The organism is Ruegeria sp. AB5 (assembly GCF_056542645.1).
Map to the genome: position 1 here is coordinate 58,109 of NZ_JBQGAE010000006.1, position 15,794 is coordinate 73,902.

Sequence of the window (15,794 nt, forward strand, 5' to 3'; positions counted from 1 at the left end):
ATCAGATCGTCCAGCATCGGGGTAAGGTATCGGTGTTCAGGTGGCGCAGAACCGGCATCAGGGATTGGCGCAGCGCAAAGCTTGTCTCGGCCAATATTCGGATCACCAGCAGGTCGCTTTGAATCAATGTGGCCCCAGCCGACTTTGGCAGTATCTGACGAACGGCGTGCAACTGGCCCTCGGCCCTTGGGGACGAAAAGACGACCAGCGCCATGGCCCCTGCCCCGTTGGCGATGTGCGGTTTCGACAGGTGGGCGTGAAGATCGCCGGAAAACCGCATCGCATCAAAAAATACCGGGACCCCGTCGCACCAAACCTCGATGCGGTCGCGCAGGCGCGTATTGGTCAGGGTCTCTCCCATCGCCGCGCGCCCGAATACCAGCGGTTCGACCATGAGCATTTCCGCACCCGAAGACATCTCGATCTTCAGCCGCCGGTCCAATGCGCTTCCGTTGAACAGGATAGTCTCTTGCGGCAACCAGTTTATCCTGGCCCCTGATGCGACGGACAAATGGTTGATTACCTGCCCAAAGGCGCCGGGCTTGGCTTTATAGGCGCGTTCGCAGGCCTGTGTGGTTACCGTCAGCGTCGTACCTGCTGCCGCCTTGCCCGAGAACCGGAATGAATCGCCACCTGTCACGCCCCCGGCCGTGTTCAGCAGGACCGCGTCCAAACCTTGTGGGTCCGGCCTTGGAAACAGGCACTTGAACGAACCAGATTGCCGGAACTTGTCCAGAACCGAGCGTTCGCCCAACCGTTTTGTACTCAGACCAACACTCCCGATCGCGCGGGGTGGTGCGGCGCTCATGTCGGATGATATGGGTGAAAGCTGAGTGATGGCACACCTGAAAATCGTCGGTTGGTGCCCTTGTTTTCCTTTAGGCGCGCCTGAACACTATTCCGCACCGCCCCAAACCAACGGCTTTCCGTATTGAATGACTATTTTTTAGGCGCAGTCCAGTACAGTAGATGAAAAAACAGGCATATCCAGCTGATTTTTCGGAATGTCACGCCGGCAGGTTGCCAAGATTGCTGCGATGCAGAAACCGTATCACTGCCCGGTGCGGAAACATCGCCAGAGGTGTGTGACGGCTGCGCGAATTGGACCTCGATCACAACCGCCACACGAAATGCAACAACAGTTGCGGGGATCAGGTAGAAGAAGAGTGTGCATTTGCGCAAGCCCTCTCTCCCGGCCCCGTCAGGAGGATTACATGAAAACCCTTAAATCCACGCTCGCCGGATCAGTTGTCTTTGCTGCCATGGCCACTGCCGCGCTGGCCGAGGAAGACACCATCAAAGTCGGAGTGCTGCATTCGCTGTCGGGCACGATGGCAATCTCGGAAACCACGCTGAAAGACACGATGCTGATGCTGATCGACCAGCAGAATGAAAAGGGTGGTCTGTTGGGCAAACAGCTTGAGGCGGTTGTGGTCGATCCGGCCTCGGACTGGCCCCTGTTTGCCGAAAAGGCACGCGAGCTGCTGACCGTGCATGAAGTCGACGTGATATTCGGCAACTGGACGTCGGTCAGCCGCAAGTCGGTTTTGCCCGTGATCGAAGAACTGAACGGCCTGCTGTTCTATCCGGTACAGTATGAAGGTGAAGAAAGCTCGAAAAACGTATTCTACACCGGTGCTGCGCCGAACCAACAGGCGATCCCTGCCACCGATTATTTCCTGGACGAGTTGGGGGTCGAGAAATTCGCGCTGCTCGGGACAGATTATGTCTATCCAAGAACCACCAACAACATCCTTGAAAGCTATCTGAAGCAGAAGGGTATCGCAGATGGCGATATCTTTGTGAACTACACGCCTTTTGGCCACTCGGACTGGTCCAAGATCGTGGCTGACGTGGTTGCCTTGGGTGCCGATGGCAAGAAAGTCGGCGTGATCTCGACAATTAATGGCGACGCCAATATCGGCTTCTACAAGGAACTGGCCGCAGCGGGCGTTTCAGCGGACGACATCCCGGTCGTGGCCTTCTCGGTCGGAGAAGAGGAGCTGTCCGGCCTGGATACCGGCAACCTTGTCGGCCATCTGGCAGCGTGGAACTATTTCCAATCGGCTGATACCGAGGCCAACGCCGAATTCGTAGAAACGTGGAAAGCCACCATGGGCGACGAGCGCGTGACCAATGACCCGATGGAGGCCCATTACATCGGCTTCAACATGTGGGTGAATGCGGCGACCGAGGCAGGTTCGACCGAGGTCGACGCGGTCCGCGCCGCCATGTACGGGCAGGAATTCCCGAACCTGACCGGTGGCACGGCGGTCATGCTGCCCAACCACCACCTGGCCAAGCCGGTTCTGATCGGTGAGATTCAGGAAGACGGTCAGTTTGACATCATCAGCGAGACCGATGTTGTGCCGGGCGACGCCTGGACCGACTTCCTGCCTGAATCGGCGGTTCTGATCTCGGATTGGAAAGAGCTGGGTTGCGGTATGTACAACACCGAGACCGAGACCTGCGTTCAGACCCTGTCGAACTACTAATCTCCTCGCAAGGCGGGTGTCATCGCCCGCCTTGCCCTAAAGACACCTCGGGTTTCACCACATGCTAAGACTTTTCCTTGCGGGCCTCGCAATCCTGTGCGCCTGCCTGACTGCCAACGCGCAAGACGCCGGTCTGCAGCCGATCCTGCAAGAGCATCAGGAGATCTTCGCCAAAAGCTCTCGCAAGACAATCAAACCGGCGATTGATGCGATTGCAAGCAGCGGTTTACCGCAAGCGCAGGTGATGCTTGAGACATGGGCCGCCAAAAACGTGTGGATGCGCAAGTCGGACGGCCTGTTCTTTGCAGGCAAAAAGGCCGAGGGGCGGTCGTATGAGCTGACCGATTTCGACACCGGAGAGGTCGTTGGAACGTTCGAGAAATCCGACCTGAAGCAGTTGAAACCCAACAGCGGCATACGCGCGATGATTGGAACGGCTTTGGTCCAGTTCCAACTGACCGACCCGGATCGCGAAAAACGTCTGGCCGCTTTGACATCTATCCAACGCGATCCCGAAGGCGCTCTGCTGGAGCCGCTGCGCGCCTCGATTGAGGACGAGCCCGATGCCGATCTGAAAGCGCAGAAGCAACGCCTCGAGCGGTTGCTGACCATCGGGTATGACGAGGACACGGCGGCCCGTGTGGCCGCGATCGAGGAGATGTCCGACGATCTGGGGGTGGACGTCCGCGCGGCTCTGAACCCTTTGGTCGTGACGAAGCGACGGACGGGCACTGAACTGCCTCCTGACGCGAATATCGCCACCATTTTAAACCCCGGATCGGAAGCCCTGTCGCGGGACGAGGCCTATGACCTGTTGGTCGCCAATGACCTTGCCGCACCGCGCACGTCGCCCGATGACATACGCGCCGCACTGGCCGCCAATATCGACGGTGGGCGTGTGGGGGACTTTCCTGTCGCGCAACTGAACTCTGACGCCGCGCGTGCTCAGGCTTACGCTGCTCTGGCCGAAGCCGGCCTGGTTCCGGCTTTGATCACCGAGGCCGACATCGAATCTGCATTGGAAACGCATGTCTTCTTTGAGACCTATGCAGAACCCTCGCCCGAGGTCACCGCTGCAACCAAAAAGGCGCTTGAGCAGATCGAGTTGAAGGTCGGCCTGAACCAGACCCTCGACCTGACGTTGGACGCAATCTCATTGGCGTCGATCTATTTCCTGGCTGCCATTGGTCTGGCGATCACCTTCGGCGTGATGGGCGTGATCAACATGGCCCATGGCGAGTTCATCATGATGGGTGCTTACACCGGCTATGTGGTGCAGCAGTTCATCCCGGACCATACGCTCTCGATCATCGTCGCCATCCCGATGGCCTTCGCCGTCACCTTCGCCATGGGCGTTGCGATGGAGCGGCTGGTGATCCGCTGGCTGTATTCGCGCCCGTTGGAAACGCTGCTGGCGACGTTCGGCATCTCGATCGCATTGCAACAGTTGGCTAAGAACATCTTTGGCACGCAGGCCCGACCGCTGACCGCGCCCGGCTGGCTGGACGGGGCATGGGTGCTGAACGATGTGGTATCGATCAGCTATATCCGCATCGCGATCTTCGTTCTGGCGATGATCTTTTTGGGACTGTTCCTCTACATCATGAAACGCACCCGGTTGGGGCTTGAGATGCGCGCGGTGACGCAGAACCCGCGTATGGCGGGGTCGATGGGGATCAATCCGGGACGCGTGAATATGCTGACCTTCGGCTTGGGCTCGGGCATTGCCGGGATCGCCGGGGTTGCGATTGGTCTGTTCGCTAAGGTCACGTCCGATCTGGGCAGCGACTATATCGTTCAAAGCTTCATGACCGTGGTTGTCGGCGGCGTCGGTAACATCTGGGGCGCGTTGGCAGGGGCAGGCATGATCGGCTTCCTGCAAAAGGGCATCGAGTGGATGAACCCGTCGAACACCCTTGCGGCCCAAACCTACATGATCATCTTCATCATCATTTTCATCCAGTTCCGGCCAAGGGGCATCATCGCCCTCAAAGGCCGCGCGGCGGGGGATTGAGCCATGGAACACAGCTTTGTCGCCAAAAACCCATCCGTGCTGGTCTTTCTGGCCATACTGTCCCTGTTCACCTTGGGCGTGACCGTTCTGTCAGAAGGGTTCGGGATCGGCGTGATCTCAACCAGTTTCGTCAAGACGCTGGGCAAGACCCTGTGCCTGTGCCTGATCGCCGTGGCGATGGATTTGATCTGGGGCTTTACCGGCATCCTCTCTCTGGGCCATTTCGCCTTCTTCGGGTTAGGAGGCTACATGATCGGCATGTGGCTGATGTACGAACGCACCCGCCTGATCGTGGTCGAGTCTCTGTCGCAAGCCGAAATCCCCCCTACCCCGTCCGAGGTCGTGGACGCCATCGGGACGCAGATTTTCGGCGTGGTCGGATCTTCGGACTTCCCGCTGATCTGGGCCTTTTCCCACAGCCTGACCCTACAGCTGATACTGGTCGTTTTGGTGCCCGGACTTTTGGCGCTGATCTTCGGTTGGCTGGCCTTCCGTAGCCGGGTGACGGGTGTGTACCTCTCGATCCTGACCCAAGCCATGACGCTGGCGCTGGCCCTCTACCTGTTCCAGAACGACAGCGGATTGCGCGGCAACAATGGCCTGTCGGGCTTGCAGAACCTGCCGGGTGTGACCGCCTCGCAGGACGTAGTGTCGATCTGGTTCCTCTGGGCCTCGGCGCTGGCACTTGGCTTGGGCTATGTACTCGCGGCGTGGGTTGTGTCGGGCAAGTTCGGCTCGGTCATCCGTGGCATCAGAGACAATGAGGCGCGGGTGCGGTTCCTTGGCTATTCGGTCGAGGTTTACAAGTTAGCCGTCTTCACACTGACTGCTTGCATCGCAGCCATCGCGGGCGCGCTCTACTACCCGCAGGCGGGCATCATCAACCCCGAGGAAATGGCCCCCATTGCTTCGATCTATCTGGCCGTCTGGGTCGCCATCGGTGGACGGGGTCGCCTGTATGGTGCGGTGATCGGGGCGGCATTCGTCAGCCTGCTCAGCACTTGGTTCACTGGTGGACAAGCGCCGGATATCCCTCTGGGGTCCTACACGATCAAATGGGTCGACTGGTGGCAGGTGCTGCTGGGCGTGTCCTTCGTGCTGGTCACGCTGTTCGCACCAAAGGGTATCGGCGGTCTGTTCGACCTCTGGACGAACCGCCGCGCGCCGCAGCGCCATGGTGCGCCGCTTGGCCCCGACGACAGCGCCCTGCGCGAAAAGGAGGCAACGGAATGAGCACTCTGCTAGAGGTTAGCGGCGTTTCGGTCACCTTCGACGGGTTCCGCGCCATCAACAACCTGTCCTTCCAGATCGGCGAGGCCGAACTGCGCGCCGTGATCGGCCCAAACGGGGCTGGAAAGACGACCTTCATGGATATAGTCACAGGCAAGACACGGCCAGACGAAGGCCGTGTGATCTGGGGCGAGAAGTCCGTCTCATTGCTACGGATGAGCGAAGCAAAGATCGCACAAGCCGGGATCGGCCGAAAATTCCAGAAACCCACCGTGTTCGAGGACCAAAGCGTTAGAGAAAACCTGCTGATGGCCCTCAAGAACAAACGCGGTTGGCTGGGTGTCCTATTCTATCGACCCACAGACAGCGATCTGGAAAAGGTCAAGGAGCTGGCCGAAGAGATCGGCCTGAAGGACGAACTTGATCGCAAGTCCGGCGAGTTGAGCCACGGGCAGAAACAATGGCTCGAGATCGGGATGCTACTGGCGCAGGAACCGCGTCTGTTGCTGGTTGATGAACCCGCCGCCGGGATGACCCCGCAAGAGCGCGAACACACGACCGATCTGCTGGTACAGGCCGCCAAGACCCGCGCCGTTGTGGTCGTCGAACATGATATGGAATTTGTCCGCCGCCTGAACTGCAAGGTCACCGTGCTGCACGAAGGCTCGGTTCTGGCCGAGGGGTCCCTGGACCATGTGACATCAAATCAGGACGTTATCGACGTCTATCTGGGACGCTGAGCGATGCTAAAACTGAACGATCTGACCCTGCATTACGGCCATTCACAAATTCTCAACGGCATCTCGATGGAGGCCGCTAAGGGTGAAGTCACCTGCGTCATGGGCACCAATGGAGTTGGCAAAACCAGCCTGATCAAGGCGATCTCGGGCACCCATCCGCGTTCAGGCGGCACACTGGCCTTGGATGGCGAGACACTGGGCCCGCTGCCGGCGCATCAAATGGCGTGGAAAGGTGTCGCCTATGTCCCGCAAGGGCGCGAGATCTTTCCCTTGCTGACCGTGCGCGAGAACCTCGAAACCGGGTTCGCCTGCCTGCCCGCTACCGAGCATTTTGTGCCGGATGAGATCTTTGATCTTTTTCCGGTACTGGCCCAGATGCAGCATAGGCGCGGTGGAGATTTGTCCGGCGGCCAGCAACAACAACTAGCGATCGCCCGGGCTTTGATCACGAAACCCCGGCTTTTACTGCTGGACGAACCCACCGAAGGCATTCAGCCCAATATCATCCAGCAAATCGGCGAAGTGATCCGCCACCTGCGCGATCAGGGCCAGATGGCGATCCTGCTGGTCGAGCAGTATTTCGACTTTGCCTACGATCTGGCCGACAGGTTTGTGGTGCTGCGCCGGGGTGAAATCCTGCTGGAAGGCCGCAAGAACGAGGTTTCAAGAGAGCAAGTGCTGCAAGGCGTATCTGTCTGACCGGATCGCTTGCTGAACTAGTTGCCGCTGTTAAGGCGCTCCAGCCGTTCGAGATTGACCACGGTCGACAGCATAAGCCGGTCATGGCTCCACCCGTCTGTCTGGCGCAGTGACGCAGACCCCCAGGCCAGAACAACCGCGAAGATCAGGCTACAGCACATCACCATCGCAGGCAGCGGGTGACGTCCCGAAGGCCCCTCGGCCAGTGCCAGGACCCTTTGACGCAAAACCTTCTTGGCCTTGCTGCCGTTGACCAGTCCAACATTCAGAACCTGTGGACGTTCGCGCGAAACGGTGCGGGCGCAATAGTCCAGAAGGCAATTGGCGTAATCGACAGTATCCAATCTGCGCCGGTCGACAATCATCTGGTCACAACCCAGTTCCCGCAGGCGCTCGAACTGGTAGCGCAGAATGTGATAGGCCGGGTTCCAGAAGAAAAGTGGACGCAAGAACTCCAATACCAGTTCCCATTCCACATCGCCTGACCGGACATGCTGAAACTCATGCGCAATGGCAAAGCGCAGTTCGTGCCGGTCGTTCAGCAGATGACTGGGCAATATGACATGGCGACGGCGCAGGCCGCGCACGGCAAACGGAACCATGATGTGATCGGACAGGCGCACATCGACCTTGGCCGAGCGTTTCCAAAGAAAGCTATTCTGCACAGTCTGTCGAATGCGCAACGCCGCCCAAATGACCCGAAGGGCCAGCGATACGGCCACGGTGGTCAACGCAGCAAGCGCAACAAGCACTCCGACGGAGCTGCCGTCCAGAACGGATTCGACCCAGCGCTGCCGGGTGTTCAGCAGTGTTTCAAACTGGATCGCGGGCAAGGCGATCTCACCCCTTAGATATGCGGCAACGGCTACATCGCCGATGGCGACAGGTTGACCGGGCCAAAGAAGCTCGAACAGGGACGTCGCGCCATATGCCAGCACGGGGCTGAGCAAAAGGCATAGGACCAACGCCCGTAAGAGTCGGAACTGGTCAGAGAAGGACAGTCGCAACGCAGTGTGCGACAGGACAATTCGGGCCGTGAACCACAGCGCGACCGACAAGATCAGAACAAAGTTCAGTTCGAGATAGGCATCGAGAACCGGCTTAACCGCTGTCATTTTGCAGTCTCCTTTCTACCAGTGCTCGAATTTCCTCAAGATCCGCATCGCTGAGCCCCGCATCGTCGACCAACCGTGCCACCAGCGAAGCCGGTGTGTTGTCGAACAACGTCCGCGAGAGGTTCTGAAGCGAGCGCGCCTGATATCTGTCCTTGTCCAGAAGCGGCCTGTAGATCAGGGTCTTGCCGTCCTTGCGGCTTTCGACAAATCCTTTTTCGTCGAGAATACGCAGGATCGTAGCGCCTGACGTATACGCCAGATTTCGTTCCGGCGGCAGGCGGTCCAACACATCACGCACCGAGCCTTGCCCCAAGGCCCAAAGTTCGTTCATGAACTCCAGTTCAACCTCGGTCAGCAGGTTTGTCGTCTTTTTCTTACGCATTGATCTCGGTGTCGTCATGATTGGTCTGCCTGTCAGACAAGCATCCTTTCGCTGTTTCGCAAAGCCTAAACTTTCCAGAAGACGAAAATCCCCCATCCGATGGACAGGAACAAAGGCGTCCAGACCGGTTGGCCAACCAACCCAAGCCAGGCGAGGAAGATATAGGCCGAACCCAACAGGGTAATGAAAAGCCGGTCGCCCAGCGTGGTGGTCAGACCCAACACGCCGCGCCGCTCGATCCCGTCGCGAAACTTGAACCCTTCCAACACTCCGATCAAGGCGATGGCCGAGAAGATGCCGACGAACAGGGCCAGTGTGGCCGGGGTCCAGGCCATCCAGAAATCGGGCCACAAAGGGTCTGTCCACGAGAACCCTTTATCCTCTTGTTGGCCGACACTGCCCCATCCGGCCTGCTGGGCAAATGCCATTGTGGGCAGGAAAGGAAGGATGAAAATAAACTTGCGCATATCGAACCTCACACGCGTCCCATCGCGAAACCGCGCGCGATGTAGTTGCGGACAAACCAGATGACGATGGCGCCGGGGATGATGGTCAGGGTTCCGGCAGCGGCCAGCAGGCCCAGCTCATACCCCGCGCTGGATGCTGTGCGGGTCATCACGGCGGCGATAGGTTTTGCCTCGACCGCAGTGAGCGTCTTGGCCAGCAGCATTTCCACCCATGAGAACATGAAGCAGAAAAACGCCGCGACACCCACGCCTGCTTTGATGTTGGGCAGAAAGATCGTCACGAAAAAGCGCGGGAAGGAATAGCCATCGACATAGGCTGTTTCGTCCAGCTCTTTCGGGATGCCGCGCATGAAACCTTCGAGTATCCACACCGCCAACGGCACGTTGAACAGCGTATGTGCCAGCGCCACCGCCAGATATGTGTCGAACAGCTGGATCGACGAATAAAGCTGAAAGAACGGCAGGGCAAAGACTGCAGCAGGCGCCATGCGGTTGGTCAGCAACCAGAAGAACAGCTGCTTGTCCCCAAGGAACCGATAGCGTGAGAACGCATAGGCCGCAGGCAGCGCGACACAGACGGAAAGCACCGTGTTCAGCGTCACATAGGTGATCGAGTTGATATAGCCCCAATACCAGGTCGGGTCGGTGAAGATCGTGACGTAGTTTTCCAGCGTAAAGGTCTGGGGAAAAAGGGAAAAGCCAGACAGGATCTCATTCGTGGTCTTGAAGGACATCGCCACCAGCCAATAGATCGGCAGCATCAGGAACGCGATGTACAGGATTGGGATGATGGAACGCTTTTTCATTCTGCGTCGTCCTTCGTCATCAGAGTGTAGAAGAGCCACGACACCAGCAGCGTGATGGCGAAATAGATCAGGCTCATCGCCGCCGCCGGGCCAAGGTCGAACTGTCCCAGCGCGATCTTCACCAGGTCGATCGACAGCAAGGTGGTCGAGTTGCCGGGGCCGCCGCCGGTCAGAACAAAGGGCTCGGTATAGATGTTGAAACTATCCATGAACCGCAAAAGGATCGCGATGGTCAGGACGGTTTTCATCTTGGGCAGTTGGATATAGCGGAACACCGACCACGGGCTGGCGCCATCAATCTTGGCGGCCTGATAATAGGCGTCCGGGATCGACACGAGGCCCGCATAACACAACAGAACGACCAGCGAGGTCCAGTGCCAAACATCCATGACGATGACGGTGATCCAGGCCGACAGGGGCTGTTGGGTCATGTCATAGTTGATGCCCAGAACGTCATTCAGGAAGTATCCCATCAGGCCGATCTTGGGCAGGGTGAAGATGTTCCACATCGACCCCACCACGTTCCACGGGATCAGCATCGGCAAAGCCATCAACACCAGACATACCGGGACCCAAAACCCTTTGCGCGGCATAGACAGGGCGACGATAATGCCCAGCGGCACTTCGATGATCAGAATCATGAAAGTGAACAGGAATTGCCTGCCCAACGCGGCTTGAAACCGGTCAGACCGCAGGATCTGTTCGAACCAGCCAAGCCCTTCCCAGAAGAACTGGTTGTTGCCAAAGGTTTCCTGCACCGAATAATTGACCACCGTCATCATCGGCACCAGCGCGTTGAACGCGACCAGTGCCAGCACGGGCAGGACAAAGAACCATGCTTTTTGGTTTTCTGTTCTCATCTGCTGCGCTCCTCGGTTGCGATCCAGCCGTCGCGGTAGACGCGCGATTGTTCAGGTTTGAATTGCAGGAAGACCTGTGATCCGGGTTCAGGCACGCTGTGTTCCGTCACGGCCTTGAGGGCAGTGTCGCCAACCCTCGCACTGACGACGTAGTGACGACCAATGTCGGACACCTTGGTGACATGCGCAGGAATACCGGTGTCGCCAAAGCCAACATATTCGGGGCGGATACCCAGATCGGTTTTACCGCCATCGCCTAGGGTTGGACCTTCCAGTGCAACCTCGTGCCCTTCAAAGATGGCGCGGTCGCCTTTCGCCTCGCAGGGCAAAACGTTCATGCCGGGCGAGCCGATGAAATGCCCGACAAACGTGTGCTGAGGACGTTCGAACAGTTCCACCGGCGTTCCGATCTGAACCACTTCACCATCCTGCATCACCACAACCTCATCGGCAAAGGTCAACGCCTCGGTCTGGTCGTGCGTCACGTAAATCATCGTCGCTTTGACCCGCTGGTGCAGTTCCTTGAGCTTGGACCGCAGCTTCCATTTCAGGTGCGGGTCGATCACGGTCAATGGCTCGTCAAACATCACCGCGTTCACGTCGTCGCGGACCAATCCGCGCCCCATGGATATCTTCTGCTTGTTGTCCGGACTCAAACCCGAGGCGCGCGTGCCCAGCATATCTGTCACATCCAGCATCTCGGCAATCTCATCGACGCGGCGCTTGATCGTCGCGGCGTCGACACCGCGGTTTTTCAGCGGAAAGGCAAGGTTCTCGCCCACTGTCATCGTGTCGTAGATCACCGGGAACTGAAAAACCTGGGCAATATTGCGCTGATCGGGCGGAAATGCGGTCACGTCGCGATCGTCGAACAATATCTGTCCCTCGGACGGCGTCAGCAGGCCCGAGATGATATTCAACAGTGTGGACTTGCCACATCCAGACGGGCCGAGCAGAGCGTAAGCCCCACCATCGCGCCAGGTCACATCGATTTCTTTCAGCGCATAGTCCTCGGGACCTTTCGGCGCTGGCATATAGCTGTGTCGCAGATTTGAAAGCTTGATTTGTGCCATGTCAGGCTACCCTTTGGCCATCTTGGTCGAAATACCGGCAATGGGCCGGGTTCATGTAGAAACTGTGATCCTCTCCCACCTGATAGGGATGAACCCCTGCCGCCAAAGAGACCCAGTCATCCAAACCGTGCCGGAAATGCGCGCTGGAATCCGAGCCCGAGAGTTCTGTCACGATCACGCGGCCGGTCAGCTCAACATCCGAAGCAGTGGTGCGGAACGGCGTCACCCGGTGGGGGCGCACCGCCACCATGTATTCGCCATCGGCCATGTCGGGTGCGGTCCAATCGCCGCCACCTGCCAGTTGCGCCCGCGCGCCTGCCACGGTGACACGTGCCACGTTGATCGGTGGGTCCGAGAACACCCGCGCGGCGGCCAGGTTTTCAGGGTTACGATAGATATCAGCCGTGGGGCCGAACTGCGTTACGCGTCCATCTTCCATCAGGGCGGTATGACCGCCCAGCAACAGCGCCTCTTCGGGTTCCGAAGTGGCGTAGACCACCACCGCGCCACGTCCTGCAAACAGATCGGGTAGCTGTTCTCGCAGTTCCTCACGCAGCTTGTAGTCGAGATTGGCCAATGGTTCATCCAGGAAAACCGCGCGGCTTTCCTTAGCAATGGCGCGGGCCAATGCGGTGCGCTGCTGTTGACCGCCTGACAATTCGTGCGGGCGGCGGTGCAGCATCGGGCGCAGCTGCAGCAGGTCGGCGGCCTCTTCCACGCGGCCCTCAATTTCGGACTTCGCCATGCCCGCGACGCGCAAAGGCGAGGCGATATTGTCGTAAACGGTCATATGGGGGTAGTTCACGAAAAACTGGTGCACGAGGCTGATCTGACGCTTTTGCGTGTTCAGCCGCGTGACGTCCTGCCCATCCATCAAAACCTTGCCCGAGGCAATCGGGTCCAGACCGGCCATCATCTTGATCAGAGAGGTCTTGCCCGATCCGGTCGCGCCAAGCAGCACGTTGAAATGGCCGGTGTGCAGCGTCAGGTTTGTGGGCTTGATATGCAGGGTGTTGCCAACCCGTTTGGTGGCATCTTGAAATTCGATCATGTCCGTGGATTCCGGTCCTTCAGTGCATCGCACTGGTCGTGGGGTGGGGATGCCGAGAACGGCACCCCCGGTTTCAAACGCTTACTGAGACTGCCAGCGCTGAACCAGTTCGTCATAGTTGACGGTCTGACCCTGCGGCTTTTCGTTCTCAAGCTTGGCCTTAGGCGAGCCCGCTTTTTCCAGCCAGAAGGCAGGATCCTGCGGGTCGTTCAGACGTGGACCACAGCCACCGTAAACACCGGCGCTTTCATCCGCGGCCTGCATCCGGGCCATGGTGATATCCATCTCTTCGGCCAGACGGTCCATCGCCTCTTGCGGGGTGAAGGCGCCCGAGTTCACGTCACCGATCTGCTGCCACCAGATCTGGGCCAGCTTCGGATAGTCCGGCACGTTGATGCCGGTCGGCGACCATGCCACACGATCGGGCGAGCGATAGAACTCGACCAGACCACCCAGCTTGGGCGCGCGTTCGGTGAACGACTCGTGATTGACCGAGCTGTCGCGAATGAAGGTGAGACCCACATGGGACTTCTTCACATCGACCGTTTTGGACGTCACGAACTGGGCATAAAGCCAGGCCGCCTGAGCCCGATCCGAGGGGGTCGATTTCAGGAAGGTCCAGGACCCCACGTCCTGATAGCCGACCTTCTGGCCGTCTTCCCAGTACGGGCCATGCGGGCTGGGCGCCATCCGCCACAGCGGCGTGCCTTCGTCATCCACGGTGTTGTTGCCTTCGGATTTCGGCTTGACCATGTCGGCGGTAAAGGCGGTGTACCAGAAGATCTGCTGGGCCACATTGCCCTGGCTGAGCGCCGGCAGCGACTGGTAGAAGTCATAAGACGCCGCCCCCGGAGGCGCATAGTTCCGCAGCCACTCATCCCATTTGCGGATCGCGTAGACCGCAGCCGGGCCGTTGGCAGCCCCACCGCGCGAAACGGACGCGCCAACAGGGTTACAGGTGCCCGCTTCCATGCGGATGCCCCATTCATCGACGGGAACGCCGTTTGGCTCACCGACGTCGCCAGCTCCGGCCATCGACAACCAGGCGTCGGTCATCCGCCAGCCAAGGTCAGGCGCGCGCTTGCCGTAATCCATGTGGCCATAGATCGCGACACCATCGACTTCTTTCACGTCATTGGTGAAGAACTCGGCGATGTCCTCATAGGCCGACCAGTTGACCGGGACACCCAGATCATAGCCGTATTTCTCTTTGAACGCGGCCTTGTTGTCCTCATCATCGAACCAGTCCTTGCGGAACCAATAGAGGTTCGCAAACTGCTGGTCGGGAAGCTGATACAGGTTGCCATCCGGGCCAGTGGTGAACTGAATGCCCATGAAATCATCCAGATCCAGTGTAGGCGACGTTGTCGCTGACCAGTCACCGCCCATCTGCTCGGTCAGGTTATAGGCCAGTTGCAGGCGCGAGTGCGTACCGATCAGGTCACTGTCGTTGACATAGCCGTCATACAGGTTCCGTCCGGTCTGCATCTGGGTCTGAACGGCCTGAACCACCTCGCCCTCACCCAGAATCTGGTGGTTGACCTTGATTCCGGTGATTTCCTCGAACGCCTTGGTCAGGACCTCGGATTCATACGAGTGGGTGGGGATGCCTTCGGACAGGACGTTGATTTCCATCCCAGCATAGGGTTGTGCAGCTCCGATGAACCATTGCATCTCGGCCATCTGTTCGTCTTTCGACAGGGTTGATGGCTGGAATTCGTCGTCGATCCAACGTTGTGCTGCGGCTTCGTCGGCCCAAACGGGGCCGTGCCCCGCAATGACGGCAGCCGCCGCCACTGCGGAAAGTAGATGTCTCCGCATCTGTCTCCTCCCAAAGATTATGGTTTCCGGCGCGAACCGGATAGCGAACAGCATCAGCGATTTTTTGCATATGTGTCAAACTAAAAATTTAGTAATTGAGGAAAAGTTCAACCGAAGGCTATTTAACTTATTGTATTTCATTACTTTAATAAATTCAATTGCGTATCTTCAGATTTGCATGCCAGCAGCGAACAGCCCCTTTCTGCGACGCAGTTCTGTAAGCGCCACCCCTGAACCTTGTCCTTAAAACCGAGGTGGAAGAAGCCCGGACTGGAACCATGTCACCAAGCTGACAATTGAAAAAACCGGCAGTCCTGTCGCAACCTGAATGTCCGCAGCGTAAGGGCACATATTGGTGCATTCCAAAACAATCGCCCCAAGATCCGGGTTGGCTGATTGCAAGCTCAAGGCGGCGTCCAAATTGTCTTTGCGGGCCGCGTCCACATCCAGGGTTTCTTCGTTGCCAAGTATGGCCCGGGTGAATTCCGTACCGCCTTCTGTGGTGCCGATCGGGGTTCCCTGAGGAACCTGCGCCTTCAGCAAATGGTCGTTGGTGAGGGTCGAGGCAGAAATGGTCAGGATGCCCGCGCGTTTCCCGGCAGGCAGTGTACGATTCACCATCTCGACCTGCATCAGCGAAGATGTCACGACCGGAACCGGAACAGCCTCGGCGAGTTCCTGCTGAAACAGAGACAGAAAACCGCAATTTGTCGTAATCCCATCGGCCCCGTCACGGACGAGATCGCGTGCCGCATCTACAAAAGCACCCAGCATGCCCTCGGCACCGTGGCGCACAACAAGATCGGGCGAGGCGTCTCGGACGATCCGGTATAAAACCGGAAAAGGCCATGTCACGGCATTGCCCATATCGCCCGGAATTCGCGGAAAACGGGCGTCGAGCATCAAAATACCCACTGACGCCCCGTATATGGACTTGCCTCCTTGCGCGATCATCCGGCATGCCTCCTGTGTGTTGGCCCGAGAGTCGACCGGACAGTTCCACATCGGTGCCCAAATTGCCACGCCCCAACCGAAGGAGTC

General features: G+C 58.4%; 15 protein-coding genes. 5 read left to right on the forward strand and 10 right to left on the reverse strand.

Going from position 1 to position 15,794, the window contains the following annotated elements; genetic code table 11:
• Position 1: 1 nt before the first annotated feature.
• Positions 2–808, reverse strand: coding sequence for an urease accessory protein UreD (locus ACR0L4_RS12435; protein WP_480513316.1), 807 nt, complete (start codon positions 806–808; stop codon positions 2–4).
• Between the two features lie 406 nt (positions 809–1,214).
• Between ACR0L4_RS12435 and urtA the strand changes: the two genes are divergently transcribed.
• The 5 genes from urtA to urtE all read left to right on the forward strand — a co-directional run bounded on the left by urtA (position 1,215) and on the right by urtE (position 7,178).
• Positions 1,215–2,495: an urea ABC transporter substrate-binding protein gene (gene urtA, locus ACR0L4_RS12440; protein WP_480513318.1), complete on the forward strand. Its 1,281-nt coding sequence runs from the start codon at positions 1,215–1,217 to the stop codon at positions 2,493–2,495.
• Positions 2,496–2,556: 61 nt separating this feature from the next.
• On the forward strand, positions 2,557–4,509 hold the full coding sequence (urtB, locus tag ACR0L4_RS12445) for an urea ABC transporter permease subunit UrtB (RefSeq protein WP_480513320.1): 1,953 nt from the start codon (positions 2,557–2,559) through the stop codon (positions 4,507–4,509).
• A gap of 3 nt (positions 4,510–4,512) precedes the next feature.
• Positions 4,513–5,742, forward strand: coding sequence for an urea ABC transporter permease subunit UrtC (urtC, locus tag ACR0L4_RS12450; protein ID WP_480513322.1), 1,230 nt, complete (start codon positions 4,513–4,515; stop codon positions 5,740–5,742).
• Positions 5,739–6,479: an urea ABC transporter ATP-binding protein UrtD gene (urtD, locus tag ACR0L4_RS12455; protein ID WP_480513324.1), complete on the forward strand. Its 741-nt coding sequence runs from the start codon at positions 5,739–5,741 to the stop codon at positions 6,477–6,479. The genes urtC and urtD overlap by 4 nt, the downstream gene beginning before the upstream one ends.
• Positions 6,480–6,482: 3 nt before the next feature.
• The gene (gene urtE / locus ACR0L4_RS12460; RefSeq protein ID WP_480513326.1) at positions 6,483–7,178 is read left to right on the forward strand and encodes an urea ABC transporter ATP-binding subunit UrtE; all 696 of its coding nucleotides are present in this window, start codon (positions 6,483–6,485) and stop codon (positions 7,176–7,178) included.
• A gap of 17 nt (positions 7,179–7,195) precedes the next feature.
• Here urtE and ACR0L4_RS12465 read toward each other — a convergent pair whose 3' ends face one another.
• The 9 genes from ACR0L4_RS12465 to ACR0L4_RS12505 form a co-directional block, all read right to left on the reverse strand.
• Positions 7,196–8,293 (reverse strand): M56 family metallopeptidase, encoded by a 1,098-nt coding sequence (locus ACR0L4_RS12465; RefSeq protein WP_480513328.1) that lies wholly within the window; start codon positions 8,291–8,293, stop codon positions 7,196–7,198.
• Positions 8,280–8,675 carry a BlaI/MecI/CopY family transcriptional regulator gene (locus tag ACR0L4_RS12470; protein WP_170749583.1) on the reverse strand — a complete coding sequence of 132 codons (396 nt, stop codon included), beginning with the start codon at positions 8,673–8,675 and terminating at the stop codon, positions 8,280–8,282. Before ACR0L4_RS12470 ends, ACR0L4_RS12465 begins: the two co-directional genes overlap by 14 nt.
• 65 nt (positions 8,676–8,740) lie before the next feature.
• Positions 8,741–9,010 (reverse strand): DUF2160 domain-containing protein, encoded by a 270-nt coding sequence (locus tag ACR0L4_RS12475; RefSeq protein WP_480513588.1) that lies wholly within the window; start codon positions 9,008–9,010, stop codon positions 8,741–8,743.
• A gap of 140 nt (positions 9,011–9,150) precedes the next feature.
• Positions 9,151–9,948, reverse strand: coding sequence for a carbohydrate ABC transporter permease (locus ACR0L4_RS12480; RefSeq protein ID WP_170749585.1), 798 nt, complete (start codon positions 9,946–9,948; stop codon positions 9,151–9,153).
• Entirely contained in the window at positions 9,945–10,808 is an 864-nt protein-coding gene (locus ACR0L4_RS12485; protein ID WP_170749586.1) for a carbohydrate ABC transporter permease, read from the reverse strand. The genes ACR0L4_RS12480 and ACR0L4_RS12485 overlap by 4 nt, the downstream gene beginning before the upstream one ends.
• Entirely contained in the window at positions 10,805–11,881 is a 1,077-nt protein-coding gene (locus ACR0L4_RS12490; RefSeq protein ID WP_480513330.1) for an ABC transporter ATP-binding protein, read from the reverse strand. Before ACR0L4_RS12490 ends, ACR0L4_RS12485 begins: the two co-directional genes overlap by 4 nt.
• A gap of 1 nt (position 11,882) precedes the next feature.
• The gene (locus ACR0L4_RS12495; RefSeq protein WP_480513332.1) at positions 11,883–12,932 is read right to left on the reverse strand and encodes an ABC transporter ATP-binding protein; all 1,050 of its coding nucleotides are present in this window, start codon (positions 12,930–12,932) and stop codon (positions 11,883–11,885) included.
• A gap of 81 nt (positions 12,933–13,013) precedes the next feature.
• Positions 13,014–14,753: an ABC transporter substrate-binding protein gene (locus tag ACR0L4_RS12500; protein WP_170749589.1), complete on the reverse strand. Its 1,740-nt coding sequence runs from the start codon at positions 14,751–14,753 to the stop codon at positions 13,014–13,016.
• Between the two features lie 243 nt (positions 14,754–14,996).
• Positions 14,997–15,707 carry an aspartate/glutamate racemase family protein gene (locus ACR0L4_RS12505; RefSeq protein WP_170749590.1) on the reverse strand — a complete coding sequence of 237 codons (711 nt, stop codon included), beginning with the start codon at positions 15,705–15,707 and terminating at the stop codon, positions 14,997–14,999.
• Between the last annotated feature and the right edge of the window lie 87 nt (positions 15,708–15,794).

Coding starts and splice junctions, on each gene's coding strand:
- ACR0L4_RS12470 (WP_170749583.1), bottom strand. CDS start 8,675: ATGCGTAAGAAAAAGACGACAAACCTGCTGACCGAGGTTGAACTGGAG.
- urtA (WP_480513318.1), top strand. CDS start 1,215: ATGAAAACCCTTAAATCCACGCTCGCCGGATCAGTTGTCTTTGCTGCC.
- ACR0L4_RS12475 (WP_480513588.1), bottom strand. CDS start 9,010: ATGGCCTGGACCCCGGCCACACTGGCCCTGTTCGTCGGCATCTTCTCG.
- urtC (WP_480513322.1), top strand. CDS start 4,513: ATGGAACACAGCTTTGTCGCCAAAAACCCATCCGTGCTGGTCTTTCTG.
- ACR0L4_RS12465 (WP_480513328.1), bottom strand. CDS start 8,293: ATGACAGCGGTTAAGCCGGTTCTCGATGCCTATCTCGAACTGAACTTT.
- urtD (WP_480513324.1), top strand. CDS start 5,739: ATGAGCACTCTGCTAGAGGTTAGCGGCGTTTCGGTCACCTTCGACGGG.
- urtE (WP_480513326.1), top strand. CDS start 6,483: ATGCTAAAACTGAACGATCTGACCCTGCATTACGGCCATTCACAAATT.
- ACR0L4_RS12500 (WP_170749589.1), bottom strand. CDS start 14,753: ATGCGGAGACATCTACTTTCCGCAGTGGCGGCGGCTGCCGTCATTGCG.
- ACR0L4_RS12495 (WP_480513332.1), bottom strand. CDS start 12,932: ATGATCGAATTTCAAGATGCCACCAAACGGGTTGGCAACACCCTGCAT.
- ACR0L4_RS12485 (WP_170749586.1), bottom strand. CDS start 10,808: ATGAGAACAGAAAACCAAAAAGCATGGTTCTTTGTCCTGCCCGTGCTG.
- urtB (WP_480513320.1), top strand. CDS start 2,557: ATGCTAAGACTTTTCCTTGCGGGCCTCGCAATCCTGTGCGCCTGCCTG.
- ACR0L4_RS12480 (WP_170749585.1), bottom strand. CDS start 9,948: ATGAAAAAGCGTTCCATCATCCCAATCCTGTACATCGCGTTCCTGATG.
- ACR0L4_RS12490 (WP_480513330.1), bottom strand. CDS start 11,881: ATGGCACAAATCAAGCTTTCAAATCTGCGACACAGCTATATGCCAGCG.
- ACR0L4_RS12505 (WP_170749590.1), bottom strand. CDS start 15,707: ATGATCGCGCAAGGAGGCAAGTCCATATACGGGGCGTCAGTGGGTATT.
- ACR0L4_RS12435 (WP_480513316.1), bottom strand. CDS start 808: ATGAGCGCCGCACCACCCCGCGCGATCGGGAGTGTTGGTCTGAGTACA.